At 27.0% G+C, this 18152-nt stretch carries 19 protein-coding genes; all 19 read right to left on the bottom strand.

Annotation, left to right across the window (positions count from 1 at the left end):
* Window positions 1-29: 29 nt before the first annotated feature.
* The 19 genes from ABFX13_RS00800 to xseB all read right to left on the bottom strand — a co-directional run bounded on the left by ABFX13_RS00800 (window position 30) and on the right by xseB (window position 18151).
* Window positions 30-851, bottom strand: a complete 822-nt coding sequence (locus tag ABFX13_RS00800; protein WP_346041139.1) for a purine-nucleoside phosphorylase — start codon at window positions 849-851, stop codon at window positions 30-32.
* A gap of 23 nt (window positions 852-874) precedes the next feature.
* Window positions 875-2044, bottom strand: a complete 1170-nt coding sequence (locus ABFX13_RS00795; RefSeq protein ID WP_346041137.1) for a phosphopentomutase — start codon at window positions 2042-2044, stop codon at window positions 875-877.
* Window positions 2045-2065: 21 nt separating this feature from the next.
* The gene (locus ABFX13_RS00790; protein WP_346041135.1) at window positions 2066-2947 is read right to left on the bottom strand and encodes a tyrosine-type recombinase/integrase; all 882 of its coding nucleotides are present in this window, start codon (window positions 2945-2947) and stop codon (window positions 2066-2068) included.
* 17 nt (window positions 2948-2964) lie between these two features.
* Window positions 2965-3564: a hypothetical protein gene (locus ABFX13_RS00785; RefSeq protein WP_346041133.1), complete on the bottom strand. Its 600-nt coding sequence runs from the start codon at window positions 3562-3564 to the stop codon at window positions 2965-2967.
* Window positions 3565-3629: 65 nt separating this feature from the next.
* Window positions 3630-4160, bottom strand: a complete 531-nt coding sequence (locus ABFX13_RS00780) for an NUDIX hydrolase (protein WP_346041131.1) — start codon at window positions 4158-4160, stop codon at window positions 3630-3632.
* Entirely contained in the window at window positions 4132-5229 is a 1098-nt protein-coding gene (locus ABFX13_RS00775) for a DUF3866 family protein (RefSeq protein ID WP_346041129.1), read from the bottom strand. Before ABFX13_RS00775 ends, ABFX13_RS00780 begins: the two co-directional genes overlap by 29 nt.
* A gap of 4 nt (window positions 5230-5233) precedes the next feature.
* On the bottom strand, window positions 5234-6058 hold the full coding sequence (locus tag ABFX13_RS00770) for a glycosyl transferase (RefSeq protein WP_346041127.1): 825 nt from the start codon (window positions 6056-6058) through the stop codon (window positions 5234-5236).
* Between the two features lie 5 nt (window positions 6059-6063).
* On the bottom strand, window positions 6064-6756 hold the full coding sequence (locus ABFX13_RS00765) for a glycosyltransferase family 2 protein (RefSeq protein ID WP_346041125.1): 693 nt from the start codon (window positions 6754-6756) through the stop codon (window positions 6064-6066).
* Window positions 6757-6775: 19 nt separating this feature from the next.
* Window positions 6776-7645, bottom strand: coding sequence for a copper transporter (locus ABFX13_RS00760; protein WP_346041123.1), 870 nt, complete (start codon window positions 7643-7645; stop codon window positions 6776-6778).
* Window positions 7646-7664: 19 nt separating this feature from the next.
* Window positions 7665-8786, bottom strand: a complete 1122-nt coding sequence (gene steA, locus ABFX13_RS00755; protein ID WP_346041121.1) for a putative cytokinetic ring protein SteA — start codon at window positions 8784-8786, stop codon at window positions 7665-7667.
* Between the two features lie 90 nt (window positions 8787-8876).
* The gene (locus tag ABFX13_RS00750) at window positions 8877-10079 is read right to left on the bottom strand and encodes a CCA tRNA nucleotidyltransferase (protein WP_346041119.1); all 1203 of its coding nucleotides are present in this window, start codon (window positions 10077-10079) and stop codon (window positions 8877-8879) included.
* Window positions 10080-10171: 92 nt separating this feature from the next.
* Window positions 10172-10984, bottom strand: coding sequence for a sporulation transcription factor Spo0A (gene spo0A / locus ABFX13_RS00745; RefSeq protein WP_346041117.1), 813 nt, complete (start codon window positions 10982-10984; stop codon window positions 10172-10174).
* 120 nt (window positions 10985-11104) lie between these two features.
* Window positions 11105-12073 carry a SpoIVB peptidase S55 domain-containing protein gene (locus ABFX13_RS00740; RefSeq protein WP_346041115.1) on the bottom strand — a complete coding sequence of 323 codons (969 nt, stop codon included), beginning with the start codon at window positions 12071-12073 and terminating at the stop codon, window positions 11105-11107.
* 93 nt (window positions 12074-12166) lie between these two features.
* The gene (gene recN / locus ABFX13_RS00735; protein ID WP_346041113.1) at window positions 12167-13852 is read right to left on the bottom strand and encodes a DNA repair protein RecN; all 1686 of its coding nucleotides are present in this window, start codon (window positions 13850-13852) and stop codon (window positions 12167-12169) included.
* A gap of 18 nt (window positions 13853-13870) precedes the next feature.
* A complete protein-coding gene (locus ABFX13_RS00730) occupies window positions 13871-14680 on the bottom strand; it encodes a TlyA family RNA methyltransferase (protein ID WP_346041111.1) in 810 nt (269 codons plus the stop codon).
* Between the two features lie 13 nt (window positions 14681-14693).
* A complete protein-coding gene (gene dxs, locus ABFX13_RS00725; RefSeq protein WP_346041109.1) occupies window positions 14694-16556 on the bottom strand; it encodes a 1-deoxy-D-xylulose-5-phosphate synthase in 1863 nt (620 codons plus the stop codon).
* A 42-nt stretch (window positions 16557-16598) separates the two neighbouring features.
* Window positions 16599-17036, bottom strand: a complete 438-nt coding sequence (locus ABFX13_RS00720; protein WP_346041107.1) for a divergent PAP2 family protein — start codon at window positions 17034-17036, stop codon at window positions 16599-16601.
* 9 nt (window positions 17037-17045) lie between these two features.
* A complete protein-coding gene (locus tag ABFX13_RS00715; protein WP_346041105.1) occupies window positions 17046-17933 on the bottom strand; it encodes a polyprenyl synthetase family protein in 888 nt (295 codons plus the stop codon).
* Window positions 17934-17935: 2 nt separating this feature from the next.
* Window positions 17936-18151: an exodeoxyribonuclease VII small subunit gene (gene xseB, locus ABFX13_RS00710; RefSeq protein WP_346041103.1), complete on the bottom strand. Its 216-nt coding sequence runs from the start codon at window positions 18149-18151 to the stop codon at window positions 17936-17938.
* Between the last annotated feature and the right edge of the window lies 1 nt (window position 18152).

Genomic DNA, 18152 nt, shown 5'->3' with positions numbered 1-18152 from the left:
TTATTATTAGTTATATACTTTAACAATATTTATAATTTATTTATTATTGATTTTACTAAACTTAAAAACTCTGATTTTACTTTTTGTGTTGTTTCTATAACTTCTTCATGATTTAAAGGCTGATTTAATATTCCTGCTGCCATATTTGTTATACAAGATATGCCTATAACATCTAAGTTCGAATGTCTAGCCACTATAACCTCTGGCACAGTTGACATGCCCACTGCATCTGACCCTAAGATTTGAGCTAATCTTACTTCTGCTGGTGTTTCATATGTTGGACCACTAAAGAAAGTATATACCCCTTCTTTTACATCTATCCCTAAATCTTTAGCACATTCTTTAGCTAATTCTATATATCTTGGAGTATATGCCGTTGACATATCAGGAAATCTTACTCCTAATCTACTATCATTAGGTCCTATTAATGGATGATGTCCACTAAAGTTTATATGATCTTTTATTATCATTAAATCTCCTGGATTGAAATCTTTATTAGCTCCTCCGGCTGCATTAGTAACTATAACTGTTTTTACACCTAATTCTTTCATAACTCTAACTGGAAATGTTACTGACTCCATTGAGTATCCTTCATAAAAATGAAAACGCCCTTGCATAGCAATTACACTCTTTCCTTGCAATTGACCTATAACTAATTGACCATTATGCCCTTCTACTGTTGAAACTGGAAAATTAGGGATCTCATCATATTTTATTTTTACTGGATTTTCAATTTCATCACCTAAAACTCCTAACCCTGAACCTAATATAAGCCCTATTTCTGGAGATTTGTCTATCTTAGATAGTATATAGTTTTTACTCTCTTGTATTTTATTATATAAACTGTTCATGCTAATCCCCTTTATACACTAAGTTATTTAATAATTTCATTTTTAAAACTCTTACCATTTTTAGGACCATCCACATTTAATATATCTGCTACAGTTGCACCTATATCTGCAAAACTATTTCTAGTTCCTAAATTGTATCCATTAACTACATTTTTACCATAAACTAGTATAGGTATATATTCTCTTGTATGGTCTGTCCCTTTGTATGTTGGGTCATTACCATGGTCTGAGTTTATGATTAATATATCATCATCTTTCATATTTTCTAAAATCTCAGGTATTCTAGCATCAAATTCTTCTAATGCATTTTTATATCCCTCTACATCTCTTCTATGTCCATATTTAGAATCAAAATCTACTAAGTTAGTAAATATAAGACCTTTATTATCTTTTTTCATATAATTTATAGTTTGGTCTACTCCATCCATGTTATCCTTGGTATGTATAGCCTCAGTGATTCCTTGCTTATTGAATATATCTTCTATTTTTCCAACTCCTATAACATCTAAGTTAGAATTTTTTATATTATCTAATACAGTATCTTCAAATGGGCTTAAAGAATAATCTCTTCTATTTGAAGTTCTTTCAAATGCTCCTGGAGTTCCTATAAATGGTCTAGCTATTATTCTAGCTACAGCATTTTCACCCATCATTATTTCTCTAGCAATTTCACACATTTTATACAATTCATCTAAAGGTATTACTTCCTCATGTGCTGCAATTTGGAATACACTATCTGCAGAAGTATAAACTATAACTTCTCCAGTTTTCATTTGTTGTTCACCTAATTCATCTAATATAGCTGTTCCTGATGCAGGTTTATTACCTATCACTTTTCTATTTGTTTTTCTTTCAAATTCCTCTATGATTTCTCTTGGGAATCCATTTTCGTAAGTTTTAAAAGGTGTTTCAACTAAAACTCCAGTCATTTCCCAGTGCCCTGTTGTTGTATCTTTACCTTTAGACACTTCCTTAGCTCGTCCAAATGAGCCTTTAGGATTACTTATACTTTCTAAACTTTCAACACCTTCTATATTACTTAATCCTAAGTTTATCATATTAGGTATTTTTATATCCTTATATGTTTTAACTATGTTTCCTAAAGTATTTACATTTACATCTCCAAATTTTTCAGAATCAGGAAGGGCTCCTATTCCAACACTATCAATTACCATCCATATAACTCTGCTCATAAAATTTCCTCCTATAATGTATTATTTTCTAGGATGTTTTTCTTTTAATTCTTTTCTTACATTTTTATCTATACAATTTAAATAATATTGTAAACTAGATAAATTAGAATTACCTAATATTTTGCTGACTACAGCTATATTTGCACCTTCATTAATCAAATGTATAGCAAATGAATTTCTTAATATAGTTGGATTTATACTTTTATTTATATTAGCTCTTTTTGCATGTTTTTTTATAAGTTTCCAAAGACCTTGTCTTGTAAACCTAGTTCCATTAGAACTTATAAATAAAGCCTTTTCCTCATAGTTGAATTTTAAAATCTCATTTCTTGATTCATTTAAATATTTATTAAGATATTTGCTTGTAATTTGTGATAAAGGTATCACCCTCGGGTTTTTGCCTGACTTACAGCAAATATAGTCAAACTCTATGTTTACATCATCTAAGTCTAATTCTATTAATTCAGTTACTTTCATACCTGTTCCATATAATACTTCAAATATAGCTTTATCTCTTATATCTTTTATATTATCTAGATTTTGAAAGTTAAGTAATGACTCAATTTCTTCTTTTGTTAAAATATTTATTTCCTTTTTTTCTATTTTGGGTTTTTTTATATTTTTAGATACATTAATTTTGATATATCTATTTAAAAATAAATATTCATAAAATGACTTTATAGATGATATACTTCTAGATACAGTGGATATAGATAAATCTAACTTTTCTAATTCTATTATATAGCTTATTATATCATTTTCTGTCGAATCAAATAAGTCAATATTTTTATTTTTTATATATTTTAAGTACTTTTTTATATCTATAAAATAAGAGTTAATAGTATTGTCACTCAAATTTCTTATAGATTTTATATATTCTATATATTCGTTTAATAGTTGCATTTTTTAACCCTTTACTTTCAAAATATTTGTAAAGTTAATATAGACAAAGCATTTAAAATAGTTTGTACAAATATTGTTCCCGTTATTATCAAAGTTGAATTTATTAAATATCTTTTCATTAAATATACACAATTTGTTTTATTTTTCTTTTTAATTTCGTGTATTGCTTCAAGTAAATATTTAAAGGATATCAATGCTAAAATCAACATACCTGGTAATACTACAACAAATTTAATAAGTGTTATCAGTACTATTTTAAATGAACTTAATTTCATAGCTATTATAAAACTATTTATAGTATATCCTATAGATAGCCCTTTTATTGCAAAAACTATAATAGCAATTGGAGATAGTATTATAGATATTGTACCTATTGTCATAATTAATAAAAAACTTAAATCCATTTTAAGATTTGATATTAATATTTCTTTTAAGTTTATATCTGAGTTATAGTAATTTGCAGTATATGATACTTTCTCGCTTACGTCATCAATATATTGAGGAAAAAATTTATTTAATAGTGATCCTATAATTACAAATACCATAAATAAACCAGATATAAGTATTATCTCCTTATTAATTTTGTCTAACATATTTCTTTTGTTTAATCTTCTCAAAAATTACAACCCCCTCTTTTGTACTTACATAATTTTTATGCAAGATAAGAGGAGGTTATTCCAATTTATAAAAGTTCTTTTGCAAGCAAAAGTCCTATAGATGTCTTAGCATCTTCTATATCATTTTTTTTGATCATTTCAAAAATTTCTTTTAAATCTACTTCTTGAACATCTAAAAATTCATCTTCTTCTAAGCTAGCTTCTCCTGCTTCTAAATCTGTAGCTAAATAAATATATATTTTTTGATTCGAAAAACCAGCTGAAGTATAAAACTTATGTATTAGCTTTATATTATTAGCAGTATATCCTGTTTCTTCTTTCAATTCTCTAATAGCACAATCTCTTGGATTTTCACCTTGCTCTAATTTTCCTGCAGGTATTTCCCATATTGCTTTTTCTATAGCTTTTCTATATTGTTTAACTAATACAACTTTATTTTCATTAGTTATAGCTACTATACCTACTGCTCCAGGATGTTCAATTATTTCCCTTTTTTGATATCCCTTTCTAGGAACTTCTACTGTATCTACCTTCAAACTTATAACTTTTCCAGTATATATCCTATCACTACTTACTGTCTGTTCCTCTATTATCATAACAAACCTCCATTAAGTAATATGCCGCATTGCTTGCTGCATCAAAAAATTCACTATCTTGTTCGTAATTTCTGCCCATGCTTTTAACTTTTAATCCATAGTAATTTAAATCATCAAAAGTATTACCTGGTTTGATATATACTATATTATGTTTTTCCTGTAAATTATTTTTTTCAATCTGTTTGTTTATATATTCAAGTTTATCTTTATCTTCAATCCCTATTGGTATATTAACATTTACATTTACAATTTCACTTAATACAGTAATACTATGGTGACTAATTCCTACATGTCTATCTCTTTTGTCAGCAAAGCTAATTCTAGGTATAGCAATTGGATTTCCACCTAACTTCTTAACTGCATCTAATATAGGTCCTTGTTCTATTCCTGTAAATCCATATTTAGTTCCTGTACCTGCTATTCCTGGTCCCATACTTACAAATACAACATCAGCATTTAAAATTTCTTTAGCTGTTATTAACGCTGAGTAAATATTTATACACTCATAGTCTCCACCAAATGCATTACCTATTGTTATAGTATTATCTATTAATTTTTTATTTTTTAAATTCTCTACATTTTTACTTAGGTATATAGGTAAAGAAGCTCCATCTGTCATTATATACACAAGCTTTTTATTTGGATTATGTCTTTTATATGAAGCAACAAATGGAGTCAGCATACTATGTAGAGTTCCTACTACTACAGGAAGGTTCTCTAAGCTTTTAAATTCATTTATTTTATCATGTAATTTACTATCTTGTTCTTCAACTGAATCTACTTTCACTTGCATAGGTGTATATCTTAACTTCATTATATGTCCACCAGGAGTCATATTAGACTCTAGTTTATTTAGGTTTGCTATAACAAAGTGGTATCCACCTGTTCCAAGACTTAATTCAACTGCAGTAGTATTTAATACTACTTCATTTCCTATATCTACATTTCCTGTCATTTTCGGATAATTATATGCTTTTGCTATATTTCCATTAACATTTACAGTTATTTCTTCTAAAGTTTCTGATTTACTTATTATAGATTCTACCAACCCAATCTTTTTACTTATCATAAGATTACCTTCCTAGTTTATCAATAAAGTTTAAAACTTTATTATTTTCTATTATTTTAGTTAAAGAATATTTTTCAGTTAGTATATGTATAAATATTAAAAATACTAACCATGATATTCTTATAGGCATATCATACCCCATTGATATAAGTATACCTATAGATATTCCTAAAACATTTGATCCAGTATCACCCATCATAGCTTTAGCTTTTAAATCATCTATAAAGTATACACATACACTTGGTAATAATATAAGTAGTAATCCTTTAGGATATCCTACCAATGTTAAAAATAAAATTATAGCTATAAGTAAATATACCTTTATAGCCCTTCCTGGCCTTAAATCTAATAAATTCATTAAATTTGTAGATAAAGCTATTATTAATGTATTTATAATTATATCAGTTAAATCTTTAGAAATCGCAATAGATATAATAAGTCCTACAAATCCTCCAAATAATGCTTTAAATCCACCAGTTGTTAGATTTCCTTTTAATAAACTTTTAAAATGGCCCTTTAATCCACTTACATCTCTATTTCCAACAATATCATCTAATATACCTGCTAAACACATTGCCATTAATCCAAACATATACATAAATATATAAGCTATATTTTCATAATTTTTAGTAAAATATGCTAATATAATTCCATTTATAACTATTGTAGGTAAAAATACTAATCCCATACTTACTGGTATCATATCTTTTTTGTAATTAGGTCTTATTACATCACTTGAAATTAACATATTTTTAAAAAATGGTATAACGATATATGTTACTAATATACCTGCTAGTAGCATTATTATATATAATATAGAAGTATTCAATAACACTACCTCCATTCTTTCTTTTTCTTATTAACTATTTTTTTTATATGATAAAATTGCTTACCTCTATGTATAAATCCTTTTAGGTCTCTTCCAGTTTCACTATGAGTCATGTTAACTAGAACTTCTTTTATAGAGTATCCATATTTTAATATATCTATAGTCATTCCTACTTCAACACCATATCCATAAGGTATCTCTTTAAATTTTTCTAAAACTTCTCTTTTAAATATTCTCTGACCTGATATTGTAGCATCTAATTCAACACCTGTCATTTCTAAAACAGATTCTTTAGCTAATCTTTTTACAAAACCCATCCCTCCTTTTTTCTTAGCAGGTGGGAATTTGGCTATCGTTACATCCACTTCATTATTTATAACAGGTTTTATAAGTTTTATAGTTTCACTAGATGAACTACCTAAATCACCATCTAAAAACCCTATTATATTTGCATTTTTCATGGCTATATCAAGTCCATAGTTTAATGCGTAACCTTTACCTTTATTTTTATCTAATTTAAAAACTTTTACTTTATCATTATTTACTGATTTAGCCATCTTTTCTGTGTTATCACTTGATCCATCATCTACAACTATTATTTCATTTATTTCGTCTATATTTACTATTCCTAAAAGTGTATCTTTTATTTTTTGTTCTTCATTATATGCTGGTACTATTATACTAACATAAGGATTCATAATTAAATCTCCTTTATTTTTACTTAAATGGTATTATAGAATCTGCACTTTCTCCTCTACCAAAATTACCTTGTTCTGTAGAGTTTTTAAGTGTATAAACTAAAGATAATTTTCCTAATCCTTCTTCTGAATTATTTATAGTAGGTATTTTTGATTTTTTATACATATCTATATATGAAAATCCTACATCACTTTTTTGAGTAGCTACTATGTACTTATCTTCTGATTTTAATTTGCTTATTAAGTTTTTATCAATGTCTACAAACTTTTTAGAATCTTCACTATTATTTCCTGAAGCTATAACTACTTGTGAATAATCTACATAATTATCAGCTATAGAATTAATTTTTATCATATCTAATTTTTCAAGTTCTTGTAATTTCTCAATTGCATTTGATTCTTTTAAAGAGTCAACTAAATAGTTTATTACATCTTTACTAGATTTTAATTCTAAGTTTTGAGAACTAGAAAGTTCTTTTATCTTATCTTTATTATTTATACCATCTTTTAATATTATATTAAATGATACTTGTCCACTTGCATCTGTTATTGTATTAGCTACATCTTCAGTATAATCATAATTTTCTGTAGTTGAAATTATTCCTATATGTTTGTCTTGAAGTTCATCTTTTATTAATTTGGCATAATTGTCATTTACATATTCAACTAACTTATTATATTCATTTTTATTTTTTGATAATTTTTTCTCTAAATCCTTGTTTGTTGTTTTTATTTCCTCAAATTTGTTATCTAAATCACCTATTATCGAAGTTTGTTGCTTGCTAAGTGCTTGGTCATAATTTAAGTTAAAACCTACTAAAATTCCTATGCCTAATGCAATAAATATAGCACCTATTGTAACTATGTAATACTTCATATTTATGTGCATATTAATCCTCCTCAACTAATTACATCTGTAATAATAATTTAATTTTTAATTCCATCAAATGCATAAACTGCTGAACGCTTGGTAAAATTGAAGCAAGTATTATTACTGGGAATAATGCTGTAGCTATTAATGCCCATATATACTTTAATTTTAATTTGCTTCTATATAATAAATTTACACCTTTTGCATCTATAAGTTTAGAACCTATCTTAAGTCTAACTAAAAATGTACTGGCCATACCAGGTCTTCCTTTTTCTAAGAAATCTATCATATTAGAATGAGTCCCTACAGCTACTATTAGTTCAGCTTTATATTCATAAGCTGTAAGCATAGCTATATCTTCACTAGTTCCTGGTGCAGGAAAAACTATAGCGTCTAATCCTAAATCTTGAACTCTTTTAAGTCCTGGTGCCCTACCATCTGTATATGCATGCACAACTATTTCTTTTGTCTTTTTTAAAGCTTCATCACTTACACTATCCATATCTCCTACTATTACATCTGGAGTGTAGCCGAATTCTAAAAGAGCATCAGCACCACCATCTACACCTACTAATATAGGCTTCATTTCTTCTATGTAAGATATTATTGTGCTTAAATCTTGCTTATAGTCCTGTCCTCTTACAACAATTAATACATGTCTATTCTTATAGTTTGTATTTACTTTTGGTATTTCAACTTCACCAAGTATAAATCCTTTTTCTTTTTTAGCATAATCTATAGTATTATCTATAAATCTATCTAATTCTACAGATAAATTTTCATATGCTAATTTTATCTTGTTATCAACTTCATTTTTATCTAATACTTCTCCTTGACCTAATAATTCACCATCTCTATAGATTTTTCCATCTATAACCTCTATTACTTGGCCTTCTTGTAGATTGTTGAATACTTCTTCTCCTACGTTATCTACAATAAGTATATTTTTATCTACAAGTATACCAGGTCCTTTATTTGGATATCTTCCACTTATAGACTGGGCTGCATTTATAACAAGTTTTATCTTTCCTTCTACTAATGAATTCGCAGCAACTTCATCTATATCTTTATGATTTATAACTGCTATTTCTCCGCCAGTAAGTCGCTTTGCAAGCCTTTTAGTTTTTCTGTCTACCTTAATAGGGGCTTCGACTCTCATACTTAAAACCTCCACTTTTCGTTTTTGAAATCACATTACATTATAGCATTATTTTATAACAATTTAAATAATTAAAATTGGTCAATAGACTTATACGTCCCTAACAATACTAATTAAATCCATCTTGTTGTTAATTTTTGGATTTTCTATAACATTTTTTAGTAAGTAGTCAAGTTTTTGCCCTATGTCTTTTCCACCATACCCTAAAGCTCTTAAATCATTGCCATCTATAGCCAATTTATCTAGAGAGTAACACTCTTTATTTTGTTCTATTTCATTTATAATTTCATAAATCTTGTCATAGTCTTCATTAATAAATTCTTTTTTAAGAATTTTTTTAATATATAATAAATAACTTAAATTTTCCTTACCAATTTTATTTAAATATAATTTTATGCATACTTTATCAGCTATTATTTTGTTGTCTAAATTATCTATTAAAATACTACATTGTTTCTTAATTTTATTTGAATATCTAAATATATTAAGTATATTTTTACTTTCTTCAACATCTCCTATTGTGTACATGAATATAGCTAATCTTATAATTAAATCTTTTTTTGATTTTTTTATATATTTTAATTCATTTTTATTTATTTTCACATTATTAATTCCTAAAATTTCAAACATTCCTGCTTGGTAAAGTATATCTAAATTTTCAGGACTATCACTAAGTAGTATTTTATTAAATTCATTTTGTATTCTTTCAATACTTACATTTTTTATCAACTTTATATTTTTATAAATACTTTTTAATGTGTCTTTTTCTATATCAAATCCTAATTTGCAACTAAATCTAACAGCTCTTATTATTCTTAATCCATCTTCATTAAACCTCTCATCAGCTTTTCCAACTGTTTTTATTAACTTTTTACGAATATCACCTATTCCATCAAAGGTATCAAATATACCAATTCTATGGTTATATGCTATAGAATTTATTGTGAAATCTCTTCTTTGTAAATCTTTATTTATGTCATTTGTAAATTCTACAAAATCTGGTCTTCTATTATCATTATATTCTCCATCTATCCTGTACGTTGTAATTTCATACTCAATACCATTTTTTATTAAAGTAATAGTTCCATGTTTAATTCCAGTTTCAATTATTTTTTCATTTTTAAATATACTCATAATTTCGTTTGGCTTTGCACTAGTAGTTATATCGTAATCATTAGGTTTTAATCCTATTATAGAATCTCTTACACACCCTCCAACAATAAAAGCCTCATATCCATTATCATATATTTTATTAATTATGTATTCTACATCTTTTGGTATTTGTAATTTCATATTCTCACCTCTACTAAATTAACTATTATATATTTTATACATTTAGATAAAAAAATAAAGCCTTCATTTTATTGAAGACTTTATTTTATCTATTACTTAACCATACTGTGTTCTAATCTTAATTTGTCAGCTATCATAGCTATAAACTCTGAATTAGTTGGCTTTCCTTTAGTATTGTGTACTGTATATCCAAATAATTGATTTATAGTATCAACCTTACCTCTGCTCCAAGCAACTTCTATAGCATGTCTTATAGCTCTTTCAACTCTACTTGGAGTAGTATTAAACTTTTTAGCAATACTTGGGTATAACTCTTTTGTAACAGCTCCTAATAATTCTACATTATCTATAACCATCTTTATAGCTTCTCTTAAATATAAGTAACCCTTTATATGCGCTGGAACCCCTATTTCATGTATTATATTAGTAATTTCAGTTTCTATATTACCTACATTTTTTACAAAATCAGCCTTAGTCATTTTTATATCCATATTTCCTCTAGATTTAGACTCTACAACTGTATTTTTATTTGAAACTAAACCTCTTATTCTATTTATAAATATTACAAAATCAAAAGGTTTAACTATATAATAATCTGCTCCTAAATTAATTGCACTTTGAGTTATTTTATCTTGACCTACTGCAGATAAAACTATGATCTTAGGCATTTTGTCTAAGTTCATAGAATTTAATTTTTCTATTACCCCTAATCCATCAAGATGTGGCATTATAACATCTAAAACTAATACATCTGGTTGTGTTCTAGAAACTAAATCTAATGCTTCAATCCCATCTTTTGCAATCCCTAATATTTCTATATCATCTTCATTAGATAAATACTCTTTTAATACTTGACAAAAGTCCCTATTATCATCAGCTAAAACTATCTTTATTTTTTCGTTCATTATTTTTCCCCCCATAGAATTTATAATTTATTAAAAATATTATCTTTATTTTTCACTAATTAACTTATTCGACATTTAATATTTATAATCCTTCTACTTATTTTATTTTTATACATATAATTATATTATCATCTTATCTATAAAAATTCCATATCCTATTTTAGAGTTATCTAGAAAAACATGTGTTAGTGCACCGATTATTTTATTATTTTGTATTATAGGTGCTCCACTCATACCCTGGATTATTCCTCCAGTATAATCTATTAGTCTATCGTCTACTACCTCAACTATCATATCCTTACCATATTTTCTGTCTTTATTATTTATTTTTTTTATTACTACCTTATATTCTTCTATTATTCCATCTTTATTTTGAAATAATATACTAGCTGGACCAGCTCTCACATCCTTCTTATCACTTACTTCTAATATTTTATGTTTTCCACCATTATCATATGTCGTTAATTTTCCATTTATACCAAAATCATCATTATCATTAAAATTACCTATAGATTTATCAACATTAAAATTAGCCTTTATTTGCCCAACACATCCATCATCTCCCTTTATAATTTCTATATCTTTAGCATTATATATGTTTCCTTTTTTAACTTTTATCAGCTCTTTAGTATCTATATCTTTTATCGCATGTCCTATAGCTGAAAATGTATTATCTTCAGGATTGTAAAATGTCATAGTACCTATTCCAGAAATTTTATCTCTAATCCATAATCCTAATTTATATCCATTGCCATTTTTCTTCAACTTAACTTCTTTTTGTATGTGCTCACCATCTCTATCTACTAAAACATCTACGAAATCTTTATTACAGTGATTTATAATTTTTTTCACATCCTTGCTATTGTACACCCGTTTTCCTTCTATACTAACAATGTTATCACCTGATTTTATTCCATCTATATAATCTTCCTCATTTTCTAAAACTAATATTCCATCTGTGTTAGCTCTTATACCTACAATATTACCTAATGGAATTAAGTGCTTAACTTCTTTTTTTTCACTACTATTTACTCTCGCTATCCCTAATATAAACATAGATATAATTAACAATAAATAAATTTTTTTCATTTTCTATTCCATGTCCCTTCTCATATATTCATATACATATAGTTCCAATTTTTCTATTTTTTATCCATCATAAACATAAAATAAAAAAGGTACCTAATTAGGTACCTTTTTAGCAAGTTCTATTATTTCACTAGCATGTTCCATTGTTTTTTCAGTTATATTACTTCCAGCTATAAGTCTAGCTATTTCATTTTTTCGTTCTTCATCATTTAATCTACTTATTAAAGTAAATGTTCTATCTGTAGAGGTCTTTTTCTCTATACAATAATGAGTATCTGCATTGGCAGCAATTTGAGGAAGATGAGTTATACAAAGTATTTGCTTCTTCTTCGCTATAACAGATAATTTTTCTCCTACAATTTGTGCTGCTATTCCACTTATACCTGTATCTATTTCATCAAATACCAAAGTGTCTATCTCATCTATATCAGCTAGTATAGTTTTAAAAGCTAACATAAATCTTGACATTTCTCCTCCAGAAGCTACTTTGTATATAGGCTTAATGTCTTCTCCTAAGTTAAAAGAAATCATAAATTCTATATCATCTTGACCTTTTAAATTAAAATTACTTTTATTAAAAGCAACTTCAAATACGATATTTTTCATATTTAAACTTTTAAGTTCATATAGTAATTTTTCTTGGAGGTCTTTAGCTACATCTTTTCTTTTTTCAGTTAGTTTGTCTGCCTTAGATTTTAATACTACCTCGATATCCTGAAGTTTTGATTTTAATTTTTCAACCTTTTCATCTCTGTTAAGTATTTCATCTAATCTAGTAGAAATCTTGTTTTTGTACATTAAAATTTCATCTATAGTATCTCCATACTTTCTTCTTAATGTGTTTATTTCATCTACTCTTTGTTCTATTTGATCTAATTCATATGGAGAAAAATCTATACTGTCTTTATAACTTCTAATATCTCTAGATATATCTTGAAGTTCATACATTATTCTTTCTATTGTTTCATTATATTCATTTAATCTATCATCATACTTAGCTATAGAACTTAAATCTCCTAGTGATTTAGATATAAGATCTACAGAATTTATACTTCCATCATATAAATTCGAATATGCATTATTTAAGTTTGTATATATTTTCTCACTATTTCTATATACTTCTCTTTGTTTTAATAAATCTTCATATTCATTACTATTTAAGTTAGCTGATTCAATTTCATTTATTTGAAATTTAATCAAATCTATTTCTCTTTGAATTTGCATATCATCTTTATTTTCTGTTAATAGATTTAAAGCTTTTTTAAGCTCATTATATTCATTAAATATGCTTTCATATTCATTTTTACATTCAAATAAATTTTCTTCTCCAAATAAATCTAAAAAATCTATATGTGTATCTTTATCAAATAAAACTTGATTTTGATGTTGTCCATGTATATCTATTAAATATGTAGATATCTCTCTTAAAAAAGATACTTTTACACTTCTTCCATTTATTCTAGATACACTCTTTCCATCATCAAATATTTCTCTACTTATTATTATTTGATTATCTTCTTCTATATCTATTCCATTTTCTAATAACTTTTCTTTTAATTTCTTATTATTTATATCAAATATTGCTTCTACTAATCCTTTTTCTGTTCCTTTTCTTAAAAAAGATCTATCATATTTTCCACCTAAACATAGGCCCAGGGCACCTATAATTATAGATTTTCCTGAACCTGTTTCTCCTGTTAGTATGTTTAAATTTTTATCTATGTGTAACCTTAATTCATCAACTAAGGCACAATTTTTCATATATAATTCAAGGATCAATCTAAATCCCCCTCTTTATTACATTAAATTATGAGAATTGTCCACAACCTTATCTATAGTCAGCTTAAATTCTTCTTTGTTGTATTCATATCCTTCATTGGAATTTTTTAAATGTATTAGATATTCAATATTACCTTCTGGACCTTTTATAGGTGAGTAATCTAATCCTAATATTTCAAATCCTGATTCTACTGCAAAATTAGATATTTTTTCTATAACTTCTATATGCGTAGACTTTTCTCTAACAACACCTTTTTTTCCTACTTTTTCTCTTCCTGCTTCAAATTGAGGCTTTATTAAAGCTACAATTTGTCCATTAAGCTCTAATAGTTCCTTTGCTTTTGGTAAAACTAGTTTTAAAGATATAAAAGATACATCTATAGATGCAAATTGCCCAAATTCTTTAGTATCTTCTATAGTTACGTGTCTTATATTAGTTCTTTCCATGCAGACAACTCTTTCATCTTGTCTAAGTTTCCATGCTAATTGACCATATCCAACATCTATTGAAAATACTTTTTTCGCTCCGTTTTGAAGCATACAATCAGTAAATCCTCCTGTTGATGCTCCTATATCTAAGCACACTTTATTTTCTAAAGTTATATCAAAGTTTTTCATAGCTTTTTCTAGCTTTAATCCACCTCTACTAACATAAGGTATAGGATTACCTTTAACCTCTATATTACACTCTTCCTTAAATTCAGATCCAGCCTTATCACATCTTTGGTTATCTACAAAAACTAATCCAGCCATAATAGCTTTTTTAGCTCTTTCTCTACTTTCAAAAAAACCTTGCTCTACAAGTAATATGTCTATTCTTTTTTTCATATAAGTTACCTTTCTATCTTAACAAACTCTCAACTTTTTCAGAAATACACTCAGATGAGATTTTACATTGTTTATATAAAGTATTAACATCTCCATGATGAATAAATTCATCATCTATACCCATATTAACAATATTATTGTTAAATTTATTATCTATTAAAAATTTATTTATTCTACTTCCAAATCCACCTGTAATAACATTATCTTCTATGGTTAAAACATGTTTATGCTCTTTTAATAATTCACTTATTAATTTTTCATCTATTGGTTTTAAAAATCTTGCATTTACAAGTGTTGGATTTATATTTTTCTCATTTAATATATCTATAGCCTCTATGGCTTGTTTAACCATATTTCCTATCGCTAATATAAGTACATCCTTTCCTTGATTTAGTATCTCATATTCTCCAAGCTTTATAGGCTTATAACTTCCTTTATCAACAAAATAACTATTACCTCTTGGATATCTAATTGCCATAGGTCCTTTTATATCTAAAGATAAATCCATCATTAATTCAAGTTCTTTAGTATCTTTAGGTGCCATAACAACCATGTTAGGAATACTATTTAAATAACTTAAATCAAATATTCCATGATGAGTTTCTCCATCATTTCCAACAAGTCCTGCTCTATCTATAAGTAGCTTAACATCTTTTTTGGTTATAGCCATGTCGTGAATTATTTGATCATAAGCCCTTTGTAAAAATGACGAATATACAGCAAAATATGGTTTCATTCCAGCTTTAGCTAAACCACAACTAAAAGTTACAGCATGCTGTTCTGCTATACCAACATCATAATATCTATTAGGATATACTTCACTAAATTTATTAAGTCCTGTTCCTGATGGCATTGCAGCAGTTATAGCTACTACTTTATCATCTTTAGTTGCTAAATCAACTAGTTTATCACCTACAACAGCTGATATGCTTTTTGTTGTTGATGGTTTTAGTCCTGTTTTTATATCAAACTTAGAAACCCCATGATATTTATGTGGTTTATCCTCTGCAAACTTATAACCTTTACCTTTTTTAGTTATAACATGTAGTAATATAGGCCCATTTTGATTTTTAGCTTTTTCTAAAGCTTTTATTATTTCATCTATATTATGCCCATCAATTGGTCCTAAATAATTTATTCCCAAGGAATCAAAAAAAGCACATTCTTGTAAAGAGAATTTACCTTTTATACTATCTTTTACTTTGTTTGCTGTTTTAGATATTATGTTTCCTCCAGGTGTCACATTTAATATTTTTTCTACCTCATCTTTAACTTTATTTACAGTAGAATTTTTAATTATAGAGGATAAATGTTTAGACATCCCTCCAACATTTTCATCTATAGACATTTCATTATCATTAAGAATAATTATCATATTAGTCTTTATATATCCTAAGTGATTAAGAGCTTCTAAAGCCATACCTCCTGTTATTGATCCATCTCCAATTATAGATACAACAGAGAAATCTTCACCTTTTATATCCCTAGCACAAGCAATCCCAGTTCCCACAGAAATTGATGTACTACTATGTCCTGTATCAAATGTATCATGTTCACTTTCACTTTCTTTTGGAAATCCGCTTAACCCATTAAATTGTCTTAATGTATTAAATTGATCTTTTCTTCCAGTTAGTATTTTATGAACATAAGCTTGATGTCCTACATCCCATATAAACTTATCTTTAGGACTATCAAATACTTTGTGTAAAGCTAGTGTAAGTTCTACAACACCTAAGTTTGATGCTAAATGTCCTCCTGTATTTGAGACTGATCTAACTAAAAACTTTCTTATATCTTTAGCTAATAAATCTAGCTCTTTAGTGTTCAAATTTTTTATATCTTTAGGAGAATTTATATTATCTAAATAATTATACATCGTTTCTCACCTTTATCTAATTAGTTTTTACCTTAATAAATATTAATTAAATATTAAGGCTATAATAATTCCTAAAATAGCTCCAATGAAAACTTCTATGGGAGTATGACCTACTAATTCCTTTAACCTTTTATGTTCTATATGTTTTTTATGATGTAAGTCATCTACTATTTTATTTAATATAACTGCTTGTTTTCCAACTGCACGTCTAACTCCAGATGCATCATACATTATTATCATAGAAAATACAGCAACTACTGCAAATTCAATTGAATCAAATCCAAAATCTATACCAACTAATGTAGATAGTGAAGTTACAAAAGAACTATGAGAACTTGGCATGCCTCCTGAAGTAAAAATTCTAGATATTTGTATTCTTTTTTCATCTCCAGTAAACACTTTGAAAAATTGTGCTAAAAAACAAGCAAACATACTTATCCCCAATACTTTGTTGCTAAAAATTTCTGAAATAAAGCTCATTTTTCCTCCTTAATACTCTCTATCCACTATATAATCTGCTAATGAATTTAAAAATTCCCTATCTTTATCAATATTACTAATACTTAACTTAGCTTCTTCTATTAAATTTTTTGCAATTTCTTTTGATTTATCAAGTCCTATTAGTGATGGATACGTAGATTTTTCATTGTCTATATCACTACCTACTTTTTTACCAAGTTTAGCTTCATCTCCAACTACATCTAATATATCATCTACTATTTGGAATGATAATCCTATATTTTTTGCATATTTAGTTATATTCTCTAATTGATTTTCACTAGCACCACCTATTATAGCTCCAGCTCTCATACATCCAATTATTATAGCTGCTGTCTTATTCATATGTATAAAATCTAACTTATCCTTATCTATTGACTTTCCTTCACTTTCAATATCAACAACTTGTCCACCTATCATTCCATATATACCCGATGCTTTAGCAATTTCATTTATAGCTTTTAAATATTTATTTGAATCATCTTTTCCGATAGATTCCTTAAGCATTATTTCATAAGCATAATTTAAAAGTCCATCTCCTGCAAGTATAGCCATTGCTTCTCCATATACTTTATGATTTGTTTTTCTACCTCTTCTTAAATCATCATTATCAAGCGCTGGTAAATCATCATGTATAAGCGAATATGTATGTATCATTTCTATCGCTGCCGCAAATGGAATAGCATCTTTTTCATTTCCCCCAACTAATTTACAAGCTTCTAATGTAAGAATTGGTCTTAATCTTTTTCCACCTGCACTTAAGCTATAATTCATAGCTTCAAATATAGTTTTTTGATATCCTTCTTCTTTTGGCATATACTCATTTAATAATATTTCTATATTGTTAACTCTATTTTTTAACTCATCCTTAAAATTCATAGCTATTCCTCCTCTATGCTAAAGGGTATCTCCTTACCATCTTTATTGAATTTATTTATTTTTAGAGTAGCCTCATCTAGCAATTTATTACAATGTCTATAAAGCTTTATTCCCTCTTCATATAAACTAAGTGATTCATCCAAACTAGTATTTCCTGATTCTAACTTAAGTAAAATATCTTCTAAACTTTTATATGCCTCTTCATAAGATAAATTCATT

The organism is Paraclostridium tenue (genome assembly GCF_039521565.1).
GTDB lineage: Bacteria > Bacillota > Clostridia > Peptostreptococcales > Peptostreptococcaceae > Paraclostridium > Paraclostridium tenue.
Note: the sequence above shows the minus strand (reverse complement) of the source record. Positions and strands in the feature narration are given on the sequence as shown.